26 protein-coding genes and 1 riboswitch are annotated in these 24,028 nt (G+C 73.2%); of the genes, 15 read left to right on the plus strand and 11 right to left on the minus strand.

Going from position 1 to position 24,028, the window contains the following annotated elements; all coding sequences use genetic code 11:
• Positions 1 to 162 precede the first annotated feature (162 nt).
• Positions 163 to 333, minus strand: a complete 171-nt coding sequence (locus tag Sru01_RS23655; protein WP_203989988.1) for a hypothetical protein — start codon at positions 331 to 333, stop codon at positions 163 to 165.
• 204 nt (positions 334 to 537) lie between these two features.
• Between Sru01_RS23655 and Sru01_RS23660 the strand changes: the two genes are divergently transcribed.
• The gene (locus Sru01_RS23660) at positions 538 to 849 is read left to right on the plus strand and encodes a type II toxin-antitoxin system RelE/ParE family toxin (protein WP_275412207.1); all 312 of its coding nucleotides are present in this window, start codon (positions 538 to 540) and stop codon (positions 847 to 849) included.
• Entirely contained in the window at positions 846 to 1,145 is a 300-nt protein-coding gene (locus Sru01_RS23665; protein ID WP_203989938.1) for a helix-turn-helix domain-containing protein, read from the plus strand. The genes Sru01_RS23660 and Sru01_RS23665 overlap by 4 nt, the downstream gene beginning before the upstream one ends.
• A gap of 42 nt (positions 1,146 to 1,187) precedes the next feature.
• Here Sru01_RS23665 and Sru01_RS23670 read toward each other — a convergent pair whose 3' ends face one another.
• A complete protein-coding gene (locus Sru01_RS23670) occupies positions 1,188 to 2,333 on the minus strand; it encodes an acyl-CoA dehydrogenase family protein (protein ID WP_203989939.1) in 1,146 nt (381 codons plus the stop codon).
• A 205-nt stretch (positions 2,334 to 2,538) separates the two neighbouring features.
• Between Sru01_RS23670 and Sru01_RS23675 the strand changes: the two genes are divergently transcribed.
• The gene (locus Sru01_RS23675; protein WP_203989940.1) at positions 2,539 to 3,912 is read left to right on the plus strand and encodes a hypothetical protein; all 1,374 of its coding nucleotides are present in this window, start codon (positions 2,539 to 2,541) and stop codon (positions 3,910 to 3,912) included.
• The gene (locus Sru01_RS23680) at positions 3,909 to 4,766 is read left to right on the plus strand and encodes a class F sortase (RefSeq protein WP_203989941.1); all 858 of its coding nucleotides are present in this window, start codon (positions 3,909 to 3,911) and stop codon (positions 4,764 to 4,766) included. The genes Sru01_RS23675 and Sru01_RS23680 overlap by 4 nt, the downstream gene beginning before the upstream one ends.
• 57 nt (positions 4,767 to 4,823) lie before the next feature.
• On the opposite strand, the gene Sru01_RS23685 is transcribed toward Sru01_RS23680, so the two are convergent.
• Positions 4,824 to 5,684, minus strand: a complete 861-nt coding sequence (locus tag Sru01_RS23685; RefSeq protein ID WP_239137679.1) for a DUF8817 family protein — start codon at positions 5,682 to 5,684, stop codon at positions 4,824 to 4,826.
• Positions 5,685 to 5,704: 20 nt separating this feature from the next.
• The gene (locus Sru01_RS23690) at positions 5,705 to 6,217 is read right to left on the minus strand and encodes an ATP-binding protein (RefSeq protein WP_203989943.1); all 513 of its coding nucleotides are present in this window, start codon (positions 6,215 to 6,217) and stop codon (positions 5,705 to 5,707) included.
• Positions 6,218 to 6,346: 129 nt separating this feature from the next.
• Here Sru01_RS23690 and Sru01_RS23695 point away from each other — a divergent pair, with 129 nt between their 5' ends.
• From Sru01_RS23695 to Sru01_RS23730, 8 genes are all read left to right on the plus strand, one after another.
• Positions 6,347 to 7,129 carry a helix-turn-helix domain-containing protein gene (locus Sru01_RS23695; protein ID WP_203989944.1) on the plus strand — a complete coding sequence of 261 codons (783 nt, stop codon included), beginning with the start codon at positions 6,347 to 6,349 and terminating at the stop codon, positions 7,127 to 7,129.
• Entirely contained in the window at positions 7,120 to 7,332 is a 213-nt protein-coding gene (locus Sru01_RS23700) for a DUF397 domain-containing protein (protein ID WP_203989946.1), read from the plus strand. Before Sru01_RS23695 ends, Sru01_RS23700 begins: the two co-directional genes overlap by 10 nt.
• 67 nt (positions 7,333 to 7,399) lie before the next feature.
• Positions 7,400 to 7,597: a DUF397 domain-containing protein gene (locus tag Sru01_RS23705; protein WP_203989947.1), complete on the plus strand. Its 198-nt coding sequence runs from the start codon at positions 7,400 to 7,402 to the stop codon at positions 7,595 to 7,597.
• An 86-nt stretch (positions 7,598 to 7,683) separates the two neighbouring features.
• Positions 7,684 to 7,776: riboswitch (SAM riboswitch) on the plus strand.
• Between the two features lie 7 nt (positions 7,777 to 7,783).
• Positions 7,784 to 8,407, plus strand: coding sequence for a GNAT family N-acetyltransferase (locus Sru01_RS23710; RefSeq protein ID WP_203989948.1), 624 nt, complete (start codon positions 7,784 to 7,786; stop codon positions 8,405 to 8,407).
• A 189-nt stretch (positions 8,408 to 8,596) separates the two neighbouring features.
• On the plus strand, positions 8,597 to 9,652 hold the full coding sequence (locus Sru01_RS23715; RefSeq protein WP_203989949.1) for a hypothetical protein: 1,056 nt from the start codon (positions 8,597 to 8,599) through the stop codon (positions 9,650 to 9,652).
• A gap of 278 nt (positions 9,653 to 9,930) precedes the next feature.
• Positions 9,931 to 10,827 carry a hypothetical protein gene (locus Sru01_RS23720; RefSeq protein ID WP_203989950.1) on the plus strand — a complete coding sequence of 299 codons (897 nt, stop codon included), beginning with the start codon at positions 9,931 to 9,933 and terminating at the stop codon, positions 10,825 to 10,827.
• Between the two features lie 19 nt (positions 10,828 to 10,846).
• Entirely contained in the window at positions 10,847 to 11,773 is a 927-nt protein-coding gene (locus tag Sru01_RS23725; protein ID WP_203989986.1) for a class F sortase, read from the plus strand.
• 253 nt (positions 11,774 to 12,026) lie between these two features.
• The gene (locus Sru01_RS23730; protein ID WP_203989951.1) at positions 12,027 to 13,172 is read left to right on the plus strand and encodes an acetyl-CoA C-acetyltransferase; all 1,146 of its coding nucleotides are present in this window, start codon (positions 12,027 to 12,029) and stop codon (positions 13,170 to 13,172) included.
• A 139-nt stretch (positions 13,173 to 13,311) separates the two neighbouring features.
• Here Sru01_RS23730 and Sru01_RS23735 read toward each other — a convergent pair whose 3' ends face one another.
• The 6 genes from Sru01_RS23735 to Sru01_RS23760 all read right to left on the minus strand — a co-directional run bounded on the left by Sru01_RS23735 (position 13,312) and on the right by Sru01_RS23760 (position 19,811).
• On the minus strand, positions 13,312 to 13,668 hold the full coding sequence (locus Sru01_RS23735; protein WP_203989952.1) for a hypothetical protein: 357 nt from the start codon (positions 13,666 to 13,668) through the stop codon (positions 13,312 to 13,314).
• A gap of 285 nt (positions 13,669 to 13,953) precedes the next feature.
• Positions 13,954 to 16,218 (minus strand): FxSxx-COOH system tetratricopeptide repeat protein, encoded by a 2,265-nt coding sequence (gene fxsT / locus Sru01_RS23740; protein ID WP_203989953.1) that lies wholly within the window; start codon positions 16,216 to 16,218, stop codon positions 13,954 to 13,956.
• Positions 16,219 to 16,267: 49 nt separating this feature from the next.
• Positions 16,268 to 17,689 (minus strand): sensor histidine kinase, encoded by a 1,422-nt coding sequence (locus Sru01_RS23745; RefSeq protein WP_203989955.1) that lies wholly within the window; start codon positions 17,687 to 17,689, stop codon positions 16,268 to 16,270.
• A gap of 2 nt (positions 17,690 to 17,691) precedes the next feature.
• Positions 17,692 to 18,414: a response regulator transcription factor gene (locus Sru01_RS23750; RefSeq protein ID WP_203989956.1), complete on the minus strand. Its 723-nt coding sequence runs from the start codon at positions 18,412 to 18,414 to the stop codon at positions 17,692 to 17,694.
• Positions 18,415 to 18,426: 12 nt separating this feature from the next.
• Positions 18,427 to 18,933 carry a DUF5666 domain-containing protein gene (locus Sru01_RS23755; protein ID WP_203989957.1) on the minus strand — a complete coding sequence of 169 codons (507 nt, stop codon included), beginning with the start codon at positions 18,931 to 18,933 and terminating at the stop codon, positions 18,427 to 18,429.
• Between the two features lie 164 nt (positions 18,934 to 19,097).
• A complete protein-coding gene (locus Sru01_RS23760) occupies positions 19,098 to 19,811 on the minus strand; it encodes a class I SAM-dependent methyltransferase (RefSeq protein WP_239137680.1) in 714 nt (237 codons plus the stop codon).
• A 293-nt stretch (positions 19,812 to 20,104) separates the two neighbouring features.
• Between Sru01_RS23760 and Sru01_RS23765 the strand changes: the two genes are divergently transcribed.
• A complete protein-coding gene (locus Sru01_RS23765) occupies positions 20,105 to 20,590 on the plus strand; it encodes an RNA polymerase sigma factor (RefSeq protein WP_239137681.1) in 486 nt (161 codons plus the stop codon).
• A complete protein-coding gene (locus Sru01_RS23770) occupies positions 20,577 to 21,371 on the plus strand; it encodes a hypothetical protein (protein ID WP_203989961.1) in 795 nt (264 codons plus the stop codon). Before Sru01_RS23765 ends, Sru01_RS23770 begins: the two co-directional genes overlap by 14 nt.
• A gap of 11 nt (positions 21,372 to 21,382) precedes the next feature.
• Here the strand turns inward: Sru01_RS23770 and Sru01_RS23775 are convergent, their stop codons facing one another.
• Positions 21,383 to 22,078, minus strand: coding sequence for a hypothetical protein (locus tag Sru01_RS23775; RefSeq protein ID WP_203989964.1), 696 nt, complete (start codon positions 22,076 to 22,078; stop codon positions 21,383 to 21,385).
• Positions 22,079 to 22,287: 209 nt separating this feature from the next.
• On the opposite strand from Sru01_RS23775, the gene Sru01_RS23780 reads away from it, so the two are divergent.
• Complete coding sequence (locus tag Sru01_RS23780; RefSeq protein ID WP_203989966.1) at positions 22,288 to 24,012, plus strand: RNA polymerase sigma factor; 1,725 nt, start codon at positions 22,288 to 22,290, stop codon at positions 24,010 to 24,012.
• Positions 24,013 to 24,028: the final 16 nt, after the last annotated feature.

A 24,028-nucleotide genomic window follows, 5' to 3' on the forward strand; every position in this document is an offset into this window, starting at 1 on the left:
CGGCAGATAAGGACAAGAGCGGCGGCGGTCGGGAAAGGTGTGGATTCGCGGCGCGCTGTCACGTCGGGCAGGCATGCAGCGGCCCCGCCGGCGGGGCGAGACGCGGGCCCCACCATCCGGCGGGGAAGTGCCCTGGGCGTCCGTCGGGGGAGTGTCGCCAGGTCAGCGCTGGGTCTGGGTGTACAGCGCGAGCACCACGATGGCGAACGTGATCACCACACCCGTGTAGGCGATCGGGCCCAGCCGGACGGCCCGGCGCACCCGGTTCAGCCCCCAGGCGAACAGCAGGGCCAGGAAGATCAGCAGGATCAGCCCGCCGTTGTCCATCGCCATTCCCCTTCCCGCGGTCCGCGCCGCCGTCCACCCCGGCCCGCGCGCCACCGCAGACCAGTATGCGCCCCGCACCCCCACCCCGCGTGATCTCGGGCCCCAGGCGGCTGGACCTGCCTGAACACGAAGCGTGATGGATGCTCACCTATATAGCATTGCCGCTATGAGTTGGGTACTGTTGAGTTGGAACCAGAGGTCCGAGAGTGGGTGGAAGCCCTACCCGCGGCTGCTTTCGCGCGGGTGGCCTTCTACGTTGATCTGCTTGCTGCGGACGGTCCCCTGCTGGGGGAGCCCTACACCAAGCAGTTGGACGGCAAGCTGCGGGAACTCCGGTTCTACCTGGACGAGTTCGCCATGCGCATCACGTACTGGATCGCTCCGGGCCGTCGGATCATATTACTGACCGTGTTTCCCAAGACCCGGGCGCGCGATCATCGTGAGGTGGCGCGGGCGCGGCGAGCGCTGCGTCGCTGTATCGAACCGGCGCACACGGTAGACGAGGAAGAAGAGACGGCATGAGCGAACGGGAGAACTGGCGGGAGCTGCGGGACCGCCGGATGTCCGAGCCGGGAGCCGCCGAGGCTTACGAAGCCACCCGTCTGGCCTACGAATTGGGGGTGACGGTGCGGGGGATGCGTGAGGGGCGCGGGTGGACCCAGAGTGATCTGGCGCGTGTGGCAGGTATGACCCAGTCGGCGGTGGCGCGTTTCGAGGCGGGCGGCACCATTCCCACGCTGCCGGTCCTCAAGCGCCTGGCCCGCGCCCTCGATGCCGATGTAGAGGTCAGGTTGACGCCGCGGGCCCCGGCCGCCTGAGCGTCCGGCGCTCCCGGATCGGCGCGGGGCCCGCGAGGGCTGTCAGAAGCCGAAGGAGCGGCCGATGATCTCCTTCATGATCTCGGTGGTGCCGCCGTAGATGGTCTGTACCCGGCTGTCCAGCCAGGCCTTGGCCACCGGGTACTCGGTCATGTAGCCGTAGCCGCCGTGCAGTTGCAGGCAGCGGTCGATCACCTTGTTCTGCAGCTCGGTCGTCCACCACTTGGCCTTGGCGGCGTCCACGACCGACAGCCGCCGGGCGTTCAGCGCCAGGACGCACTTGTCCACGTAGTGCCGGGCGATCTCCACCTCGGTGGTCAGCTCCGCCAGGACGAACCGGGTGTTCTGGAAGGAGCCGATGGTGCGGCCGAACGCCTGCCGGTTCCGGCAGTAGTCGATGGTGCTGTCCAGCACCGACTCGGCCGCCGCCACCGCCGCGACCGCGATCGACAGCCGCTCCTGCGGCAGGTTCGCCATCAGCTGGAAGAACCCCTGCCCGTCCTGCTCGCCGAGGCGGTTGGCGACGGGCACGGCGACGTTGTCGAAGAACAGCTCGGCGGTGTCCTGGGCGTGCATGCCGATCTTCTCCAGGTTGCGCCCCCGGGTGAATCCGGCCATGCCGCGCTCGACGACCAGCAGCGTGGTGCCGCGCGCGCCGGCCGCCGGGTCGGTCTTGGCCACCACGACCACCAGGTCGGCGTTGATGCCGTTGGTGATGAACGTCTTCTGGCCGCTGACCAGGTACTGGTCGCCCTCCCGGACCGCCGTGGTCCGGATGCCCTGCAGGTCGCTGCCGGCGCCCGGTTCGGTCATCGCGATGGCGGTGATCAGCTCGCCGGAGACGAAGCCGGGCAGCCAGCGCCGCTTCTGCTCGTCATCGGTCAGATCCACCAGGTAGGGCCCCATCACGTCGTTGTGCAGCCCGAAGCCGAGCCCGCTCGCGCCGGCCCGGACGATCTCCTCGGTGACGACGGTGTTGTACCGGAAGTCGGTGATGCCGGACCCGCCGTACTCCTCCGGCACCGAGAAGCCGAACATGCCCAGCTCGCCGGCCTTCTTCCACACCTCGCGCGGCACGATGCCGTCCTTCTCCCACCGCGCGTGGTGCGGGGCGACCTCCCGGCTCAGGAACTCGCGCACGCTGTCCCGGAAGAGCAGATGCTCCTCCTCGAAGAGGTCTCGGTCCATGTCGCATCCTCCTAGGGGCTCCAGCCACCAGAATACAATTCTGGTCGTTGGCCGGAACGGCGGTGCGGCGAAAGCCGCGAATCCATCGAACGTTGCGAATCGGCCACGGCACCGCGAGATTTCCGGCCGGTCGGCGCGTAATAAAGCAGGAAAGTCCTACGATCTACCTTCGGCTGCCGAGGGCGCCGGTCGATCGGAGGCGATCTTGAACGGGTGGAGTTCCAGGATCAGCGGCACCATCGCCGCCGGACTGCTGGTCGCCGGCACCGGTACCGTGCTTCTCCCCGCCGCACCCGCCACCGCCGAGTCGGTGGTCTACGGATATCAGTATCGGTGCGAGGGCGGCGCGCACCTGAACTTCCCCGGCGCCACCATCGAGGTGCGGGTGGAGATCCCGAAGAGCGTGAAGGTCGGCGAGCGCATCCCGCTGCAGTGGACGCTGGACCGGTCGCCGCTGGCGTCGCACGACCGGTACAAGGCGGGCGGCCGGCTGATCGCCACCGCCACCGTGGACGTGGCCGGCGTGTGGCAGGGCAAGCTGGACTCCACCGGCGGCAAGGACCAGGCCGAGCTGGCCAAGGGCGGCCCGCTGGAGCTGCCCGCCGCGATCGCCGGATCGGTCGGCGCCACGGCGGAGGGCAAGCTGGCCATCACCCCGCGCCAGCTGCTGCTGGACTTCGTCCCGCCCGCCGACACCGTCCGGGTCAACGACACCGACGACCCCGGCGAGCCCCGCGCCACCGGCGACCACACCCACGGGCCGATCCAGTACCGCGGGAAGTGGTTCTACTCCGACAAGACCCAGCCGGACCGGGCCGGCGACCACCAGCAGGACCTGCACGCCACCGAGACCACCGGTGACACCGCCACGGTGAACTTCACCGGCACCAAGATCGCCTACATCGGTGAGCGGGTCTCGACCGTCGGCAAGGTGGAGATCACCGTGGACGGCAAGGATCCGGTGCAGGTCAACGCGCACGACGAGGCGCCGCACGACCGGCCCAAGGCGCAGGAGACGCTGTGGACCAGCAAGGAGCTGGCCTACGGCGACCACACCGTCACCGTGAAGAACCTCGGCGGCCCGGCCCCGGTCATGGCGGTGGACGCGTTCGACGTCAGCACCGGCACGCTGTCGTACCCGCCGGGCTACTTTCACACGACCTGCACCTACTCCGGGATCGCCACCAGCGTCATCGTGGACGTGCTCCCCGCCGGCACCGGGAACGGCGACGGCGGCGATGACGGCGGGGACGACGGGGACGGCGGCGGTGGGAACGGTGGCCAGGTCGGAGACGGTGACGGCGACGACTCCGCGCGCGGCATCGTGGTCGTCCAGGCGCCCGTGCGGCGGGTCACCCCCTCGCCGTCGCCCAGCCGGACCCCGACCCGGTCGCCCAGTTCCACCCCGCAGGTGCGCGTGACGCCCAGGGGCGGAGCGCACACCGGGGAGGCCGTCGCGGCGACCTCGCCCGCGCCGCTGCTGGTGGGGTACGGCTCGCTCCTCGCCCTCGGCGGGCTGGCCGGCGCGCTCGCGCTGCGCCGCCGTACGGGCCGCCCGCGTCCGGCTGACGACCGGTGAGCCACGACGTCCCGCCCTCGGGGGCGGCGAGCCGGCCCGCCGCGGCGGGCGACCGGTCCTCGATGGCGAGCGGTGCGCCCCGGTGGCGGCGGGCGCTGCTGCCGGCGCTGCTCACCGGCGGTTCGCTGGCCGGGATCGGCGCGGTGATGGCCGGCTTGCTGCTGTATCTGTCCCCGGACCCGCCGGTGGCCGCCACTCCCGATCCGGCGCCGGCCGCCCGGGTGGCACCGGTCGACGCGACCGGTGCCGCCGACGGCACCCCGGGCGTCCTGAGCACCACGGCCGCCCAGGACGCCGCGGCGACCGTGGGCCCCGGCGGTGACGGCGTCCCGCTCGCCGAGGCCGCGCCTGCCGCGACGCCCCCGGTGCCCGCCGAGCGGCCGGTGGACGCGATGCCGAAGTCGGCGCCGGTCCGGGTCCGCGTCCCGTCCATCGGGGTGGACGCGCCGCTCATGCCGGTAGGGGTGACCCGGTCCGGCGAGATCGAGGTGCCGCCGCTCGACCGGCCCCGGCTGGCCGGCTGGTACCGCCTCGGGCCGGCGCCGGGCGAGATGGGACCGGCGGTCATCCTCGGCCACGTCAACAACCGCAGCGGCCCGGCGGTGTTCGGCCGGCTGCGCGAGCTGGGGCGCGGAGACCGGATCTCCGTCGTCCGCGCGGACGGTTCCACCGCGGTGTTCACCGTGGACGGCGCCGAGCAGGCCAGCAAGAGCCGATTTCCCACCAGGCGGGTGTACGGCCAGGTGGACCGGCCCGCCCTGCGGCTGATCACCTGCGGCGGCGTGTTCAACCCCCGCGCGGGCAGTTACACCGACAACATCATCGTCTACGCCACCCTCACCGCCCGCGGCTGACGGCCACCGCCCGCGGCTGACGGCGCCGGGCGGCGAGCACGCCGGCCGCGGGTGGTCTCAGCCCGCCGGACCGCCCAGGGCCTCGGCCAGGTCCCGCGCGCCGGCCAGGGCGCCGGCGGACCGGCGCCGGTCGGCCTCGGTGAGCGGCAGGGCCGCCAGCCGGGCCAGCAGCGCGCCCGCGCGCTCGTCCTCGCCCAGCCGGACGGCCAGCTCGGCCCGGTAGGCCAGCGCCTCCACCAGGTCGGTGACCGGCGTCGCGTCCTGCTCCCGGGCCAGCGTCGCGTCCAGGATGCGGGCGGCCTGGCGGTCATCGCCCTTGGAATCGCCGAGCACCACCGCATTGCTCAGCGCGGTGGCGAGCCTGCTCACCGGCACCTCCTCGCTTCCGGCGGGGGCCGGCCCGGACGGCGTCGCGCCGGACCCGGGCGAGGAGCCGGCGGGCTCGGCGAGGGCCTCGGCGGACTCGATCGGGACTTCGGCGGACCCGGCCGGTGCTTCGGCGGGCGCGGACGACGTCCCGGCGGGCGCGGGCGAGGGGAAGATGCGGATCCAGTTGCCGCCGGGGTCGACCACCGTGAAGCCGGCCGCGTCGCCGGCGTTCTTGCGTTTCCGCGGCCGGGTCATCCGCGGGATGCCGGCGACCGGCACCTTGCCGTAGGCCGCGCGCAGGCCGGTCGCGAAGGCCTGGTGCAGCGCCCCGGTGTCCGGGACGATCACCAGGCAGGACCCGTACGACTGCTCGGGGACGAAGTCCGGCATCCCGAAGAAGTGCAGATGCAGATCCTCCCGGCGCATCGCCAGGTGCGGGTTCGGGCGGAGCTGCCGGTAGGTGCGCTCGAACCCGAGCGCCCGGTAGAACTCCTCCATCACGTCGATGGACCCGCAGGGCAGCAGCGGGACCGCCATTTCACCGGACACCGGGGATTCCTCTCGTCGTCTTACTCCGTACATCGTACGGTACTAGCGTCGGGCGCGCCGGGAAACCCCGCCTCCGCGGGCCAGGCGACGAGCTGGAACCAGACCGACTTGCCGAGGTGGTGGGGCGCCCAGCCCCAGGCGTACGCCAGCGCCGCCACGATCGCCAGGCCGCGCCCGGACGACTCCAGCGAGCCCGGCTCCCGGCGATGCGGCGGCAGCGGGCACCGGTCGCGCACCGCGACCGTCATCAGCTCACCGTCCCGGGTGACCGAGACGCGGACGCTGCTCGCCGCCGGCGCGTCTCGGCCGCCGTGTACCAGCGCGTTCGTCACGACCTCGCTGGCGAGCAGCTCCGCGATGTCGGCCACCTCCGCCGCGGCCCGCCAGTCCAGCGCGGTGTCCCGGACGAACCGCCGGACGGAGCCGACCCGCGCCCGCTCGTGCGGTATCCATTTCTGGGCCAGCAGCGCGGGGTGGCATTCCGGGCCGTACTCGTATTCCGGTGTCGCGCAGGTCTCCATCGTCCTTGTCATGATCTTTCTCCTCGCCGCGGATTTCGCAAGCCAAGAGTGCGCCCGCTGGACTACGCTGCGTGTGCGAACGGTTACCAGTGCTCGCCGTTGAAGCTCCGGTCCTGGCCATTGAACTTCGGCATTTGGAGCGTGACCGTGGATAAGTACACACCCCAGGCCATCTGGGGGAGAGAACTCCGTCACTACCGCCAGGTGGCCGGCCTCACCCAGGCGCAACTCGCGCAGAAGATCCATTTCAGCGAGTCGCTGATCAGCGGGGTGGAGACCGGGCAACTGCCGGCCAGCCCCGATTTCGCTGTCGCGTGCGACACCACCCTGTCCACCGGCGGCGCCCTCCACCGCCTCCTCGACTGGCGCAAGGCGCAGCGATTCCCCTATTGGTTCGGCAGATGGCGAGATAAAGAGGCCGAAGCGCTGGTGCTGCGCGCCTACGAACCACTGCTCATCCCTGGCCTGCTGCAGACCGAGGCGTATGCGCGAGTTGTGCTGCGAGGTGATGAAGTGGCGGTCGCGGCTCGGCTGGAGCGCCAGGCAATATTGACCAGAGCTGATCCGGAGCCACCGATACTCCGATGCATCATCGATGAGGGTGTGCTTTATCGCCCGATATGTGACTCCGAGGGTATGCGAGAGCAACTGGAACACCTGGTGGCGATGGTCGGGCCGCGGTTGAGCGTTCAGGTGATTCCACACGGCATGCATGCGGGCTTGCTTAGCGGATTCATCATCGCCACTCTGGAGGGAGGTGTGGACGTCGCGTACGTGGATACGGCGATCCGCGGCATGGTCGTGAGCGATCATGACGAGGTCACCGTGACCGTACAGAGGTTCGAAGCGATAAGGACCGAGGCGCTGCCACAAGGGATGTCATCGGATCTGATCAAGAGAGTGATGGTCGAGAAGTGGACTTGAGCGGCGTGCGATGGAAGAAGTCCAGCTACACCGGAGACAACGGCGGTAACTGCGTCGAGGTGGCGGATCTGCGGAAGGTGGCCGGCGGGTCGATAGCGGTACGCGATTCCAAGAATCCCGACGGTCCGAAACTGTTCTGCACCGCGGCCGCATGGACCGAATTCCTCGCCGGGATCAGTGGTAGCGGATTTCGGCGCGGCTGACCGGAGGGGCCGCGAACTCTTCGGTCATACGTTGCGCCACGTCAGAAGGGAAATTGGGTGATGCGGCATGCAATGGCGTAAGTCGAGCTTCAGTGGCAATAATGGCGGCAACTGTGTCGAGATCGCTGAGCTGAGCCGATCGCCGCGTCGATCGATCGCGGTACGGGATTCGAAGAATCCGGACGGACCGAAACTGCTGGTCGGTTCGCCTGCATGGGCTGCGTTCCTCGCCGGGGTCAAGGGCGACGGCTTTCCGCGAAGGTAACCCGGCACCTCTGCCGTGTTGTGGACGGTGCCGGTGGGTGAGCACGACGTTGACCCGTGGTGCCGGGGCGGTCATACTCGTCGCGACGATCATCCAGAGGATCCGAGGGACCTGGCCCGGTGACGGTCCGGCAACCTCCCCGTAGCGGGGAAAGGTGCCAACGCCAGGAGCGATGAGGAAGGTGCGATGAGTTTCCGGTTCGACGTTCCCGTGCTGCACGGATCCCGGGTCCGGCTGGAGCCGCTGGCGATGCGGCACGGGCCGGACCTGGCGCGGGCCGCGGAGGAGGACCGGGCCTCCTACCGGTACACCCTGGTCCCGCGGGCCGAGGAAATGGACGGGTACCTGGCCGCACACCTCGTCCGTCCCGGGCTGACCCCGTTCGCGCAGGTGCGGGTGGCGGACGGCGTCGCGGTGGGCGTCACGGCGTTCTGGGATCCCCGCACCTGGCCGGACAGCGACCGGCTGTGCGCGATCGAGGTCGGCTGGACCTGGCTGGCCGCCTCGGCGCAGGGCTCCGGCATCAACGCCGAAGCCAAGTTCCTGCTGTTCACCCATGCGTTCGAGACGCTGAAGGTGGCCCGGCTCGATCTCAAGACCGATGCCCGCAACGAGAGGTCGCGCCGCGCGATGGAGCGGGCCGGCGCGACGTTCGAGGGCGTGCTGCGCCGCTGGTCGCCGTCCTGGGCGCCCGGTGAGGCGGGCAGGTTGCGGGATTCGGCGATGTTCTCGGTGATCGCCGAGGAGTGGCCGGACGTCAGGTCGGCGCTGCGCGCCCGGCTGGACGGCCATCGCTACGCGGGCGCCTGACCCGGACGCCCGTTCACCGGCCAGGTGACCCGCGCGGGCATTCGTGTCACGGCCGCCGGTCGAACGAATCTCCTGCCTCGATCGTCAGAGAGAGCGGGTGGGGCGAAGCGGGGGTCATGCGCCCGTAGTCGCCGCCGTCCGGGTGACACGGGCGGCGCGTGACGCTGCGCTGAGCGGATGGAGTCGCGGGTGCGGAAGGCATTGGTGCCGTGGGTCGTGGTGATGGTGGTGGCGGCCGGGTGGGTGTCGTCGCACCAGGTGTCGGCGGGCACACCGGAGTGGCGGTTGTTCCGGCACGGGGCCTCGCTGGAGGTGGGCGCCCGGGTGGTCGCGTTCGGTGAGCGGGACATCTGGGCGTTCGGTACCCGCCGGGCCGGCGAGAAGTCCTTCGGTGTGACCGCCGCGCGCTGGGACGGTGACGAGTGGCGGGACGGTGGTCTGCCGGCGGGGGCCGGGGACGCCACCGTGGACGCCGGTGCCTCGTCCCCGTCGAACCTCTGGCTGCTGGGTAGTGGGGAGGACGGCGCCCGCACGGTGGTGCGGTGGGACGGCCGGCGGTGGTCCGCGCCGAGCCGGCTGCCGGCCGCCTCCGTGCAGAAGCTCCTGGTGCTGGGCGAGGTCGAGGGGTGGGCGTTCGGCGAGCAGAGCCTGCACCACACCGAGGCCGGCTGGCAGGTCGCGGAGCTGCCGATGTCGGTGTACGCGGCGGGCGCCCGGTCGACGGAGGACATCTGGGTGGCCGGCACCGTGCCGGATGATGACAGCCGCCCGCTGGTCGGGCACTATGACGGCCGGAAATGGACGGTCACGCCGCTGCCGCAGGTCGCGGGTGCCTCTCATTGGGGTCTGTCCGGGGTGACCGCCGACGCGTCCGGCGTCTGGATCACCGCCAACATCTCCGACGACCGGGCGCAGACCACCAGGCCCGTGCTGATCGGCCGATCCGCCGACCGCTGGCGGGTCGAGGAGATCGCCGGGTTGGCGGGCCCGTGGCGGGACACCGCCGCCGCTCTCCAGGACGGGCGTGGCGGGCACTGGTTCCTGGGAACCACCGACGTCAGCGGCTACGACCCGGCGCCGGCACACCGGTCGTCGGCGGGGACGTGGACGGTGCGGCCGGTCGGCCGGGCTTCGGGCGCCGCCGAGTTCGACACGCTGACCGCGATCCCCGGCACCGCGAAGCTGGTGGCGAGCGGGCGGGTGGATTCGACACCAGGGCTGTTCGTCCATGACACCGGCCGCTGACCTCCGCGACCGGTGCCGGATCGTGCCGGATCGCGCCGGATCCGGTGCGGTCCGGGGTGCCCGTCACTGCCGGCAGCCGTGGCCGGAAATGAAAAGTTCCTTAACGCGATGGACTGAGCTGCGGTGATGTCGGACCGTGACCTGCGGAACGGCCAAACGACAGCGAGGCGGGACTAACCGTCCGTAGGATCTCTACTGAACCGTGACCAGAGACTGGAATCCTGATACGCCTCGCAAAGTCTGGCAAACCGGTCACCGCCGCTGAAACGGAGAGATACGTGCTGAAGTCACAGGCACGACGTCGCGTCGCCGCCAGAGGAGCCGTCGCCGGAGCCGTCGGCCTGGGTGTCGCGCTTTTCGCCGTTCCCGCCCTCAGCGCGCCGGTCGGCCCCAGCCCGGTCACCTATACCTGTGCACTGGGCACCGGTGGCCAGCCGGCGCTGACCCTCAACCTGGAGATGCAGCTGAACGACGGCGGCGTGACGCCTACGCCGAACGCCACCGTGCCGCTGACCTGGGTCATCGGCCAGCCCACGTCGTCACCGCTGTTCAACGCGCCGGTGCCGATCCCGAGCGGCGCCGCCATCGTGGTGAACGGCGACCTTCTCGCCACCGGCCGGCCGGTCAACTCGCCGTCGCCCTCGGCCACGGTCACCCTCAAGGCGGCGGGCACGGCCACCGCGCCGTCCGCCATCCCGACGACGACGCAGTTCCAGCTCCCCGCGGCCACCGCCACGGTGATCCCCCGGGCGGCCGGCACCTTCGTGGTCAAGCCCGGCCCGTTCACCCTGCAGATCAGCGCGGCCACCGGGACCACCCCCACCCTGCTGACCTGTACGCCGGCCGCCGCGGCCAATCCGGCCAGCGCAACCCCGGTGCCGATGACGATCGTGGTGGCGTCGGGCGGGTCCCCCTCGGTCTCTCCCACCGTGTCGCCCACCGCCTCGCCCTCCCCGTCGCCGACCAGGTCGCCGAAGCCGACGCGCACGGTGTGGGAGACGGTGACCAAGAAGCCGACCGACCAGGTGACCCGGCGGCCGAGCGGCGGCGCGGCGACCGGCGGTGGCGGGGACGCCGGGCCGGACGGGCGGATGTTCATCATGGCGGGCACGATGGCGGTGCTTGCCGCCGGTGCCGGTGGCCTGATGATGCGGCGCCGCCCGCAGCGGGGATGATCGGGGGTTCGGGGTGACGATGCCTCCCGAGTATCCGCCGGACGGCCGGGGCGGCGATCCGCACGCGTACGGCCATCCGCAGCCTCCGCACGGCCAGGCGTACGTGCCGCAGGTGTACTACACACAGCCCGCGGCGCCCGGCGGCTGGCAGCCGGAGCCGGCCCGGGCGGACCGTGGCCAGGTCATGCGCGCGGTGCTCATCCTGGCGGCGGTCGCCGGGGTGGTGACCGTGGTGATCGGCGTGCTGCTGATGGCCGGCTCGCCGGACGAGTACGGTCTGGCCGACGCCCGCGAGCCGCTGAAGATGAACGCGCAGCCCTCGCTCGGCGCGCTGGCGCCGTCGGTGGGCCCCGGCGGTCCGGGGCAGCCGCTGACCCAGGCGGATCCGAACGCCCCGCCGCCGGTGCCGTCGCTGCCGCCGGCGCCGCCGATGCAGCCGTCCACCCCGACCCGGCTGGTGATCCCCAAGATCGGGGTGAACTCGCCGATCAAGCCGGTCGGAACGGACAAGCAGGGGGCGATCCAGACCCCGCCCGCCAACAATCCCAACCTGGTCGGCTGGTACCGCTACGGTCCGACGGCCGGCCAGTCGGGCCCGGCGGTCATGCTCGGGCACAAGGACACCACCAGCCGCAGCGCGGTGTTCACCCGGCTGCACGAGTTGCAGAACGGGGACACCATCGAGGTGCGCCGGCTGGACGGCACGGTGGCGATCTTCACGGTGGGCGGGATCGAGCAGGCGGCCAAGCAGACCTTCCCCAGCGACCGGGTCTACGGCAACGCGGAGGCCGCGGAGCTGCGGCTGATCACCTGTGGCGGCACCTACAACCGGAGCACCGGGCACTACGTGGACAACGTCATCGTCTACGCCCGGATGACCGGTACCCGGAAGGGCTCGTCCGCGTCCTCGTCGTCCTCGTCGTCCTCGTCGCCCTCCTCGGGCTGAGTCTCGGCCGGCCGTCAGCGGAGCGCGCCGGCCTCGCCTGGCCGCGTTCCGGCGGGGCGCCGCCGCCCCCCGGCGGGTCCCGGCCACCGTCGCCGCCGGCCCGGGCCGGCCGGAGCCCGGCCGCGTCGCCGCGGCGCCCGGCACGCGATGGGCGCGGGGAGGGGAGTCTGACGTTCGCGGACGATTATTCTGTTATAACCTCGAATAGACCGAACAATGCTCGGTTTCAGGTGGACGGAACCCAGGAGGCACTGTGGCAGAGGCGTACATCGTCGGGGCGGTCCGCACCCCGGTCGGCAAGAAGAAGGGCGGCCTGTCCACCGTTCACCCTGTCGACCTGGCCGCGCACACCCTCAAGGCGCTGATCGAGCGCACCGGCGTCGACCCGGCCGCCGTGGACGACGTGATCATGGGCTGTGTCATGCAGTTCGGCCCGCAGAGCATGGACATCGCCCGCAACGCCTGGCTGTCGGCGGGCCTGCCGGAGAGCGTCGCCGGCGTGACGATCGACCGGCAGTGCGGCTCGTCGCAGCAGTCGATCCACTTCGCCGCCCAAGGCGTGCTGTCCGGCACCCAGGACCTGGTGGTGGCGGCGGGCGTGGAGTCCATGAGCGTCGTGCCGATGGGGTCCAGCATCACCGCCGCGCTGGAGAAGGGCATGCCGTTCCCGTTCGGCGACATGTGGGTCGAGCGGTACGGCAAGCAGGAGATCTCCCAGTTCCGCGGCGCGGAGCTGATGTGCGAGAAGTGGGGATTCACCCGCGAGGACCTGGAGCGGTACGCCTACGAGAGCCACCAGCGGGCCGCCAAGGCCATTGCCAACGGCTACTTCCGCGAGCAGATCGCCCCGGTCAACGGGGTGGAGGACGACGAGGGCCCGCGTCCGGACACCACGCTGGAGAAGATGGGCGAGCTCAAGCTGCTGCGCGACGGCGGCCGGATCACCGCGGCCACCTCCTCGCAGATCTCCGACGGGTCGGGCGCGCTGCTGATCGCCTCCGAGCAGGCGGTACGCGACCACGGGCTGACTCCGCGGGCGCGCATCGTCACGCTGGCGCTGACCGGCGACGACCCGGTGTACATGCTCACCGCGCCGATTCCGGCCACCCGCAAGGCGCTGGACCGGGCCGGTTTGTCCATCGGCGACATCGACGTGACCGAGATCAACGAGGCGTTCGCCCCGGTGCCGCTGGCCTGGCTCAAGGAGATCGGCGCCGACCCCGAGCGCACCAACCCCAACGGCGGCGCGATCGCCCTCGGTCACCCGCTGGGCGGCACCGGCGCCGTCCTGATGACCAAGCTGGTGCACGAACTGGAGCGCACCGGCGGGCGGTACGGCCTGCAGACCATGTGCGAGGGCGGTGGCCAGGCCAACGTCACGATCATCGAACGCGCCTGAGCCCGCGAGCACCCGCCAGGACGAGGCGCCGGACGGGTGGCGGGAGAACGGCGGCGTCCCGCCCTGGTGAGGGGGCGGGACGCCGCCGTCGCGGCCCCCGGGCCGGCAGCGGGCCCAGGGGGCCGGGGGATCAGCCGGCTCAGCGGCCCTTCGGCTGACGCCGGGGCGGCACCCGCCGCACGGGCGCCGGCGGCATGGGCGTCCGGCGTGGCGCCGGAGGGCCCTGCCGCTCGGGCCGCGGGAGGCCCTTCGGCGCGCCCGGCTGGGAGGCCGGCTGCGATGGCTGTACTCGGCCCAGGTCCCGGGCGAACCCGGGCTGGACCAGGAACTGGGCGAGCCCGGCCACCGGTGCCGCGCCCGGCGGCACCGGCCGGTGCTCCCCGGGCGTGGCCGCCGGATCGCCGGCGGTCTCGCCGTCGTGGATCTGGGCGGCGGCGCGTAGCGCGGCTCCGCCCTTGGCGGTCTTGCGGTTCTGATGGGCAGCGCGATCACGCATGTGGTTCTCCTTACGGATGACGACGACGCGGCCTGGACATAAGGGCCGGTCGGGGCCTCGGCCACCGCGTCGGACGGACGGGTCGGGAAGCCGGTCGGCGGCGGATCGGCCGGTAGGGGCCGATCAAGCCGTCATCAGGAGAAAATCCACATGCCTCGACGGTACGACCCGCCCGCCGCCCGCCACAACCGGTTTTCCGGCCCGCCCGGCCACCCGGATCCGGCGCCCTTGCCACCGGCCGGCGCGGGAGGCTCCGTTCGGCGCCGCGCGCCGGGCGCCGTTCCGTCACCCTCCAGGGGCGAGGCCCCCGGCGTTCTCGGTCCAGTCGGCGAGGTTCCGCCGGACGGTCAGGGTGTCGGGGTGGTCGGGGCCGAGCACCCGCTCGAAATCCGGGAGCAGCGCGGTGAACCGGTCGCGGGCGGTGGCGGGGTCCCCGGCCAGTCCGGTCCAGTGGGCGACGTTGCTCCGGGTGACCAGCGTCTCGGGATGGTCGGGACCGAGGACCCGCTCGTGTACGGGGAGCAGCGCGGTGTACCTGTCGCGGGCGGCGATGGCGTCTCCGGCCAGTCCGGTCCAGCCGGCGAGATTGTTCCGGACGGCCAGCGAGTGCGGGTGTTCGGGGCCCAGCACCCGCTCGCAGACCGGGAGCAGCGCGGCGTACCGGTCGCGGGCCGCGGTGGCGTCCCCGGCCTCCCCCGTCCATTGGGCGAGGTTGATCTTGCTGATCAGGGTGTCGGGGTGGTCGGGCCCGAGCAGCCGTTCGCGGATGGGGACGAGGGCGGTGTACCGGTCGCGGGCCGCGGTGGCGTCCCCGGCCTTCCCGGTCCAGGCGGCCAGATTGTCGCGGGTGGTCAGGGTGTGAGGATGCTCCGCGCCCAGGACCCGCTCGCAGACGGGGATCAGCGCGGCGAACTGGTCACGGGCGGCGCCGGCGTCCCCGGCCAGCCCGGTCCACAGCGCGAGGTCGTGCCGGGCCCCGATGGTGCGCGGATGGTCGGTGCCCAGTTCGGCGGCCAGGGCCTGGCAGACCTCCCGGCCGAGGGCGGTGGCGGTGCGGTGGTCCCCGCTGCGGCCGAGGAACTCGGTGATCAGATGCAGCTCCGGCAGGGTGCGGGGCAGGGCGACCCGGGCGTGCGGCAGCAGCAGGGTGTATCGCGGCCAGCCGGCGGGGTCGTCGGGGGCGCCGGGCAGGGCGGCGAGCAGCAGGGTGGCGGCCGTCCGGTGCCAGGCGGTGCGTGCCCGGGCGGGGAGCCGGTGGAGCGTGACGGCCTGGACCAGGCGGTGGACCGACACCATGCCGCCGGCCGGCCGGCCGACCAGGCCGTGCCGGCGTAGCGCGCTGACCGCGGCGTCCACCTCCAGCTCACCGGCCGGCAGCGCGCGCGGACCGGCCTTGCCCGCGCGGCCGCGGTGCCGGCCGGCCGGCCTTCCTTCCTTCGGGGCGCCGAGAAGAAGCCGGTAGGGGATGTCGTCCGGGGCGTAGCAGGCCAGCAGCCGCAGCAGCGCGATCGCCCGGGGGGCGTCGGCGGCCAGGTGGTCGAAGGACAGTTGCCAGGTGGAGGCGACCTGCTGGTCGTACCCCCACGGCCGCCCCTGGGCCAGCACCTCGGCCCGGCGGCGGCGCAGCAGTTCGAGGTAGCCGGCCAGTGTGGTGCCGGCGGCCGTGATGTAGGCGCCGGCCTGTTCCAGGGCGAGCGGCAGGCCGCCCAGCGCGGCGGCCACCGCGGCCGCGGCGGCCGGGTCGTCCTGGCCGGTGCGCTCGACCAGGAACGCGGCGGCCGGCTCCCCGTCCAACGCCGGTAGCTCCATGCTCTGGACGGACGGCCAGTGGCCGGAGCGGCTGGTGACCAGCACGTGACCGTCGCCGGCGGGTGGCAGGACGTCGTGCACCGCCTCGGGGTCGGGGGCGTTGTCCAGGATGAGCAGCCACCGGCCGGGGTGGGCGGCCAGCGCGGCGTGCACCTGGCGCACCGGATCGGCGGTCTCGCCCGGCGGGCGCAGGCCCAGCAGCGCGGCCAGTCCCGCGAAAGCCGCCGACAGTACCGCCGGGTCCTCGGCGGGCAGCTGCCACATCAGGTGATAGGTGTCCTGGTGGCGGTGGGCGTACTCCGCCACCAGGCTGGTCTTGCCCACCCCGCCAAGCCCGTGCACGACCAGCAGGGCAGGGCGCGCCGCATCGGCGTCCAGCCGGCGGCGTATCCCGGCGAGCGCCTCGTCCCGGCCGGCCAGCCGCGGCGGCCGGGGGGCCAGCCGCACCGGGCGGACCGGTACCGGCGGCCGCGGCGGCAGGTGCACGACCAGCGGACCCGGACCGCCGCCGGCCGGTGGATCCGACGCCGGCGGCGGGGTGCCGGGCGGGCGCAGCTGCGCCCACAGCGCCACCCCGGCCACCAGCAGACCGGCGATCCCGACGAACATGCCGAGCACGCTGGCCCGTTTGTCCAGTACGTCCAGCAGCTGGGCCGGCAGGCGCAGCGGATCGGCGAAGAACCCCACCAGCCCGGCCGCCACCAGGACCAGCGACCCTGCCGCCGCCGTCCGGGCGAGCACGCGACGCCACCGCCCGCGGCCAGGCTGCGAGGAAGGTCCCTTCACCCTGTCAAGGGTGGCCGAACCGCCGTCGCGTACGCGGATCCGTCACGAAGCCGTTATCGACGCCGGGTCCGGCAGGCCCATCGGAAGAGGTGGCGGTCAGGTCGACGCGCACGGTGGTGCCCGCGCCCGGCGCCGACCGCAGCGTGGCCTGGCCGCCGTGCGCGATGGCGATCGCCTGGACGATCGCCAGCCCGAGGCCGGTGCCGTCGCTGGCCGAGGCGTGATGGAACCGGTCGAAGGCGCGGGCGGCGTTCTCCGATGCCATCCCCGGCCCGTCGTCGGCGACCTCCAGCACCGCCGGCGGCATCAGCCGGATCGTGGCACTGGTGCCGGCCGGGGTGTGCGCTCGCACGTTGGCCAGCAGGTTCACCAGCACCTGGCGGATCCGGGTCTCGTCGACCACCGCGACCAGCCCGGCCGGCGCCCGCACGGTCACCGGGTACTCCGGGTTGAGCGCGGCGAAGTCGTCGGCCACCTCCGCCGCCACCGCGCTCAGATCCACCGGTTCCCTGGTGAGCGCCGCGCCCCGGTCCAGCCGGGCCAGCTCCAGCAGCTCCGACACCAGCCGGGTCATCCTCGCCGCCTCGTCCTCGATGCGGCGCATCACCTGCGGCACCTCCTCGTCGGGGATGGCGCCCTGCCGGTACAGCTCCGCGTAGCCGTGGATCGTGGTCAGCGGGTTGCGCAGCTCGTGCGAGGCGTCGGCGGCGAACCGCCGCACCCGTTCCTCCGACGCCCACCGGGCCGCGAAGGCGTCCTGGATCCTGGCCAGCATGACGTTGATGGTGGCGCCGAGCCGGCCGGCCTCCGACCGGCTCTCCGGCATCCGCGCCGACAGGTCGCCGCCCTCGGCGACCGCCTGCGCGGTGCGCGCCATCCGGGAGAGCGGCGCCAGGCCCCGGCCGATCAGGGTGCGGCCGAGCAGCAGCAGCAGCGCCATGAGCAGCGCCCCGGTGACCAGCTCGGTGACGATCAGGTTGCGGACCGCGTCCCGGACGCCGTCCAGCGGGACGACGACGACCACGATGCGGTTGCCGACGTCCATCCGGGCCGCCGCCGCGCGCAGCCGCCCGGTCAGGTCGAACGCCCGGCCGTCGTCCGCGAGCCGCTGCGTGCGCTCGGGCCCGATCCGCTCCAGCAGCGACGGGACGTCTCCCGCCTGGCGGTCGTCGCCGGCGATCAGCCGGCCGGCCCCGGTGTTCAGGTTGAGCACCGCGACCGCGTGCGTGTCGCCCGCGTTCACCAGGGCGACGTTGGAGGCCCGGACCAGCCGGGCGGCGGCCACCTGCGCGGTCGCGGTGAGGGTGGCGTCGGTGCGGTCGAGCATGTGGCCGTGCAGGACCAGCACGCTGACCGTGGAGAGCACGATCAGCCCCGCCGCGGTCACCGACAGCAGGCCCGCCAGTAGCCGCCGGCTCAGCGTCATGGTCAGGAGTCGCCGGCCGGGCGCAGGGCGTAGCCGACGCCGCGCTGGGTGTGGATGAGCGGCGGGCCGAGCGGGTCGAGCTTGCGGCGCAGGTAGGAGATGTAGGTCTCCACCACCTGGGACTGGGTGCCGAACCCCCAGACGTGCTCCAGCAGCTGCGCCTTGGTGAGCACCTGGCCGGGGTGGCGCATGAGGAAGGCGAGCAGGCGGAACTCGGTCGGGGACAGCTCGACCAGGGTGCCGCCGCGGCGCACCTCCCACCGGCCCTCGTCCAGCTCCAGGTCGGCCACCGACAGGATGGCGCCGGCGCCGATGCCGGTGTCCGCGTCGGCCGCCGGGCCGCCCCGGCCGCGCCGCAGCACGGCCCTGGCCCGGGCGACCAGCGCCTCCACCGAGAACGGCTTGGTGACGTAGTCGTCCCCGCCCAGGGTGAGCCCGTGCACGGTGTCGGCCGGCGCGTCCCGGGCGGTCAGGAAGATCACCGGCACGTCGTCACCGGCGGCGCGCAGTCGTCGGCACAGCTCGAAGCCGTCCAGGTCGGGCAGCATGACGTCCAGCACCAGCAGGTCGGGGGCGCGGGTGCGGGCCAGCTCCAGCGCCTCGTAGCCGCGGGCGGCGCTGACGACGTCGAACCCGTGGAACCGCAGCGCCACGCCCACCAGGTCCCGGATGTTGCGCTCGTCGTCCACGACGAGGACGCGCGGCTTGGCCGTCTGGTCGTCCATGCCGGCCCTTGATCACTCCTTCGTGCGCTTGGGTACCACCACCAGCTGCGCGGTACGGGTCTCGCCGCCCAGGCGCCCGACGACGAAGACCTTGTCGCCGGTCGCCACCGCTGCGGAAGTGGACTTGGCGCCATTCTTCCTGATTTTTGTGTCCGCGTTGACGGTCCACGTCCAGCTCAGGCCGTCCGCGCTCTTCACGGTGACCGAGGTGGCCGAGGCGGCGGTCACCGCGCCGCGCTGCCAGGCGTGGGCGGCGAACCCGCCGCCGCGCGTCCGCACGGTGGCCTCGCCGTGCACCCCGACCAGACCGCGGCGCAGCGGGATGCGCAGCCCGGCACGGTCGCCGGGCTTGTCGGCGCCGGCGGACAGTACGTCCCCGGACTCGGCGGCGGACAGCAGTTCGTAGGGAACGGCGGCGGACGGGCCCGACTGGCGGGCGACCGCGACGCCGCCGAGGGCGCCGACGGTGAGGGCGCCGGCCACCGCGCCGGTCACCAGGGCCCGGGAACTGATTCTCATACCATCAGGACACCGGGTCCCGCGGGGAGAAGGGTGGGGAAAGCCTGAGATATCCCCAAGAACCGTCCGGCGTCGGCAGCGACCGAGGACGCCCGCCCGGCTCCCGCCGCCCTTGGCACCCGAGCGGGCCGGATCGGCCTGGGTTCACGCGCGGGCCGGCCGGGTCACTCGGGGACGCGGGCCACGCAGAAGACGGTCTGGCCGAACGGCGGGCGGACGAAGCGCTCGATGAGCCGGGTCAGCGGCACCACCGTACGGTCGTAGATCTTGACCAGCCGGGGGTCGGGGTAGCCGACGCCGCCGCGGCGCACCGCCGCCCACCAGGCGATGCCGCCCAGGAAGTTGATCGGCTTGAGCACCTCGGCCCGCAGCCCGGCCGCCGCCACCGTGCGGCCCAGCGTGGCCGGGGTGTAGCGGGTGACGTGGCCGACCTTGCGGTCGAAGTCGCCGTAGAGCTGCATGTAGCCGGGCACCCAGATGATGATGCGGCCGCCGGGCAGGGTGACCTTCGCCAGCGAGCGGAGCGCCTCGACGTCCTCCTCGATGTGCTCCAGGACGTTCATCAGGACCACGGTGTCGACCGGGTCGGCGAGCGGGATCTCGGTGGGCAGCCCGAACTGCAGCACCTCGATGTCGTCGCGGCCGGCGAAACGCTTGCCGAGCTGCTCGACGCAGTAGGGGTCGAAGTCGCTGACCACCAGGCGGTCCAGATGCGGCAGGAACTGCTCGGCGAAGTGGCCGAGACCCGAACCGATCTCCAGCAGTGACCGGCCGACGTGCGGGGCGACCATGTCGAACTCGTACTTCCGGTAGTTCTTGCCCTCGTCACCACCGAGGTGGTTCTCCAAGGCCTCGTCACCGGCCGCCGGTTGCACCACGCGGTCATACCCAGACATGCGTCCCGCCCGCTTCGCTCAATCAAAGACCGCGACCCCGGTCAGGGGGTCACGGCCACGGATGCCCACCGAGTCTAGCGGCCCCGTCCGCGGCCGGTTCCCTCTTCCCGGGCGGGGCGGCCGGAAACCCGGCCGGCGTCCGGGCTTTGCGGGCCGGGTGGCCGGTCACTACCTTTGTCGCCCAGAATCACCTTCGACGCCCGGTCCAGGAGCCCCCCACGGACGACGACGAGGCGATAAGCCGGTCCCTCGCCGGCGATCTCGCCGCCTACGAGGTGCTCGTCGCGCGCTACAGCGCGGTGGCGCACCGCACCGCCGCGCTGCTCGGTGCCGGCGACGAGGCCGAGGACGTGGTGCAGGAGGCCTTCGTCAAGGCGTTCCGGCACCTGGCGGGGTTCCGGCGGGACGCGGCGTTCCGGCCCTGGCTGCTGCGCATCGTGGCCAACGAGACCCACACCGCGACCCGCGCCCGCGGCCGCCGCGCCGACCTGGCGCTGCGCGCGGGCGCCCGCGCCGAGCCCGACGGCGGGCCGGCCGACCCGCAGGACGTGGCGGTGGCGACCGACCGGCGGACCCGGCTGCTGGCCGCGATCCGGGCGCTGCCCGACCAGGAACGCGAGGCGGTGGTCTGCCGGTATCTCTTGCAGCTGTCGGAGGCGGAGACGGCCGAGGTGCTCGGCCGGCCGGTCGGCACGGTGAAGTCCCGCACGTTCCGCGGGCTGGCCCGGTTGCGGAAGGAGGTGGGTGATGACCTCTTCTGACGACCCCGAGCGGACCGCTCCGCCGCCCGAGGACGCCCTGGAGCGCGAGCTGCTCGCGCTGGGCGCGGTGCTGGAGGTCCCCGCGCCGCCGCCGGACGCGGTGGCCCGCGCGGTCCGTGCCCGGCTGGCCGCGGAGGACGCCCCGGCGGTGGACGCGGCTCCCGCCCGCCCGGCCGCCGCCCGCCGTCCTCGGCGGTGGCGGCGGGTGGCGGCGCTGGTCGCGGCGGTGACCCTGGCGCTGGCCGGCCTCACCCCGCAGGGACAGGCGGCGGTGGCCCGGGTGCTGCGCTTCGCCGGCGTGCAGCTCGATCTGGGCGGGCCCGGCCCGCTGCCGTCCGGGGGGCCGTCCGGAGTGCCGTCCCCGCTGCCCGGGGAGCGGCGGACGAGCCTGGCGGAGGCGCGCCGGGCCGTCGCCTTCCCCTTCGGCGTGCCGGCCGTGCTCGGCGAGCCGCCGGAGGTCCGGATCGCCGACCACGGCCGGGTGGTGAGCCTGCTGTGGCCGGGGGTGCGGCTGGACGCCTACGACGGGTTGCTCGACGTGGTGTGGCGCAAGGAGCTCGGCCCGCCCTGGCCGGAGGACGTGACCGTCGGGGCCGATCCCGGCCGGTGGATCGCCGGGCCGCACGAGTTGATCTACCTGCCGCGCGCCGGCCGGGGGCCGGTGCCGCTGGCCCGGCGGGCGGCGGCCACGCTGATCTGGCGGCACGGCGGGACCGGGTACCGGCTGGAGGGCCCGGTGGACCTGACCGCCGCCCGGCGGATCGCCGGCTCGGTCCGCTGAACCCGCGGCGGTCAGCCGCCCGGCGGCGGCGGGGGAGCGGTCGGGCCGGTGTCGGGCAGCCGGGTCGCGGTGGGGCGGGACGAGGGCCGGCCAGGCGGCCGGGACGAGGGGGGCGGCGGGGGAGCGGTCGGCCCGGTCGTCGCCACCGGGCGCCTGGTCGGCCGCGATGTGGTGCGCCGGCTCGGTGACGGGGATGGTGGCCGGGACGCCGAGGCGCGGGGAGGCGGGGGTGCCGCGGTCCGCCGGTCCCGCCGCCCGGCCGGACTAGGCCCGGTGGTGGTGACGGACGCGATCGGCGGGGGCGGCGGCGACTCCACGCCCGGGTCGAAGGCGGAGGTGGCGGGGGCCGGGGCGGGAGGCCGCGATCCGGCGGCCGGGCCGGCCGGCGGGTCCTGCCCGGGCCAGGCGAGCCAGATGCCGGCGGTCACCGCGGCGACGATGGCCAGCCCGACGACGATCGGCCCGCGACGCCCGCGGCCCAGCCGCAGCAGGATCGGCTCTTCCTCGTCGTCGAACCCGGCGTCGGGGTCGGTGTCCCAGTCGCGCCAGCGGTCCTGCCGGGTCACGCCGGCCGGCGGGACGGGAGGCTCCTGCCGCGGACCGCCGGGTGCCGGCGCGGCGCCGGGGGTGGAGCCGATGCCGGTGGAATCCTTCGCGTACGGCGGGCGACGTCGAGGTGAAGAAGGATCGTCCCAGCTGTCTCGCACGTGTTCGTCTCCGGAGGCGGGGATCGACGTCGGATGCTCGCACATCCTAGAGGAACGCCACTAGATGTGCCTTCATGTCGGCTTATGCACCAGAAGGTAGTCAACAGAGTATAGAAGGTTGTTATGTAACAAAAGTGATATGAGACGCCGCCGAGTACTCCCGTATTCTTCTGACTGCTTTACTGGACCCGGTTTTATCATTTGCAACTATGTCAGGAGAGCTGATCCCTGTGCTCAGGAGGGATGATCCCGCGGCGCTGGAGCGGCTCTGCCGCGAGTACGGCGATCATCTCTACGATTACTGCCGCGGCATGCTCGACGACGAGGACGCCCTGTCGGCGACCGTCGGCGCGCTGTACGGGGCCGTGGCCCACACCGACCGGCTGTACGACGCCACCCGGCTGCGCGCCTGGATGTACGCCCTGGCCCGCGCCGAGTGCCAGGCCAGGCTGGCCGGGGTGGCCCACAAGGGCTCCTACGCCCGGCAGGGCCGCGGCGGCTCCCCCGAGCTGGCCGTCGAGGTGCTGGCCTGCCTGGAGCCGCGCGAGCGGGAGATCATCGACCTCACCCTGCGGCACGGCCTGAAGCCCGACGAGGTGGCCCGCGTCCTGGACATCCCGCTGGACGCGGTGGAAGGCGCGGCCCGCCAGGGCCGGCGGCACGCCGAGCAGTGGCTGGCGGCCGTCATGGACGCCCGCGGCGCCGAGCCGCGCTGCGCGGTCTTACCCGGGCTGGTGAAGTCGTGGGCCGAGTCGCCCACCCGCCTGCTGCGCGCCCACATCAGCCGGCACATCCGCTCCTGCAAGGAGTGCGACGCGGCCGAATCGGGCGTGGCGGTCACCGCGCTGATGACCCGCATCCCCATCCTGGCCAGCCCGGCGCCGGCCGAGCGTCTCTTCGCCGGCGCGGACGCCTCCTACACCGCCGCCGAGACGCGCACCGAGAGCTGGCACCCCGACGGCTTCCCCGTGCAGCCCGACGCGCTGGAGGACCCGCCTCCCGCCGAGGCGCCGCTCACCGTGGAGGAGGGCTTCACTCCCGAGCGCGCCGAGGGCGCCGCGCCGCCCCCTGAGTTCTGGGAGCCCGACCCGGACGCCGACGACCCCGAAAGCCGCATCCGCTGGGGCCGGATCGCGCTCGTCACCGGGGCCTCGGTGGTCTGTACCGGAGTCATCTGGTCCCTCATCTTCAACCCGGGCGCTCCGCAGCGCCCGGTCGACGTGGAGGCGGCCGGCGGCACGATCGTGGTCACCCCCGGCGAGTCGCTGCCGCCGCTGGTCGACAGCCCGCCCCCGCCCGGCGCCACCGGCGGCCCCGGCCTCGCGACCCCCGCCGCGTCCGGTGCCGGCACCGCGGCGCCCCGTCCCGGCGTGACGGTGCCGAACGTGCCGCCGCCGTCCGGTGCCCGGCCCACGGCCACCCCGACCGTCAAGCCCCGGCGCACCGCCGCGCCGACCGGGAACAACGGGCCGGACGCCCCGCCGCCGCCGCGGTCCAGCAACGCGCCGCGCAGCTCGCCCAAGCCGAGCGCGACCTCCTCCCAGCCGGAGGCCAAGCAGCAGAAGACCACCGCGCCGCCGCCACCCCCGCCGCCACCCCCGCCCCCGCCGGAGTTCGCCGTCACGACCAGCACGGTGGACGTCGGCCTGGGCCGGTCGGGAACGGTGAGCGTGCGGTCGGTCCGCGGCAACATCTCGTTCAACGCCAGCGCCTCCGCTCCGGTCAGTGCCGACGACGGTGGGAGCGTGTCCGACGGACAGAGCACCACCTTCCGGTTCACCGTCAGCCCGCCCGCCGGGAGCTACGGCGACTGCGAGAAACCCATCAGCGGCTACATCTCCATCTCCTGGTCCGGCGACAACAAAGGCACCAAGGGGTCCGGCAGTGTCGGCGTGAACGTGATCTATCAGAAGTACTGCCCCAAACCGCTCTGACATCGAGGAGAGACCG

The organism is Sphaerisporangium rufum, from assembly GCF_016863395.1.
GTDB classification, from domain to species: Bacteria; Actinomycetota; Actinomycetes; order Streptosporangiales; family Streptosporangiaceae; genus Sphaerisporangium; species Sphaerisporangium rufum.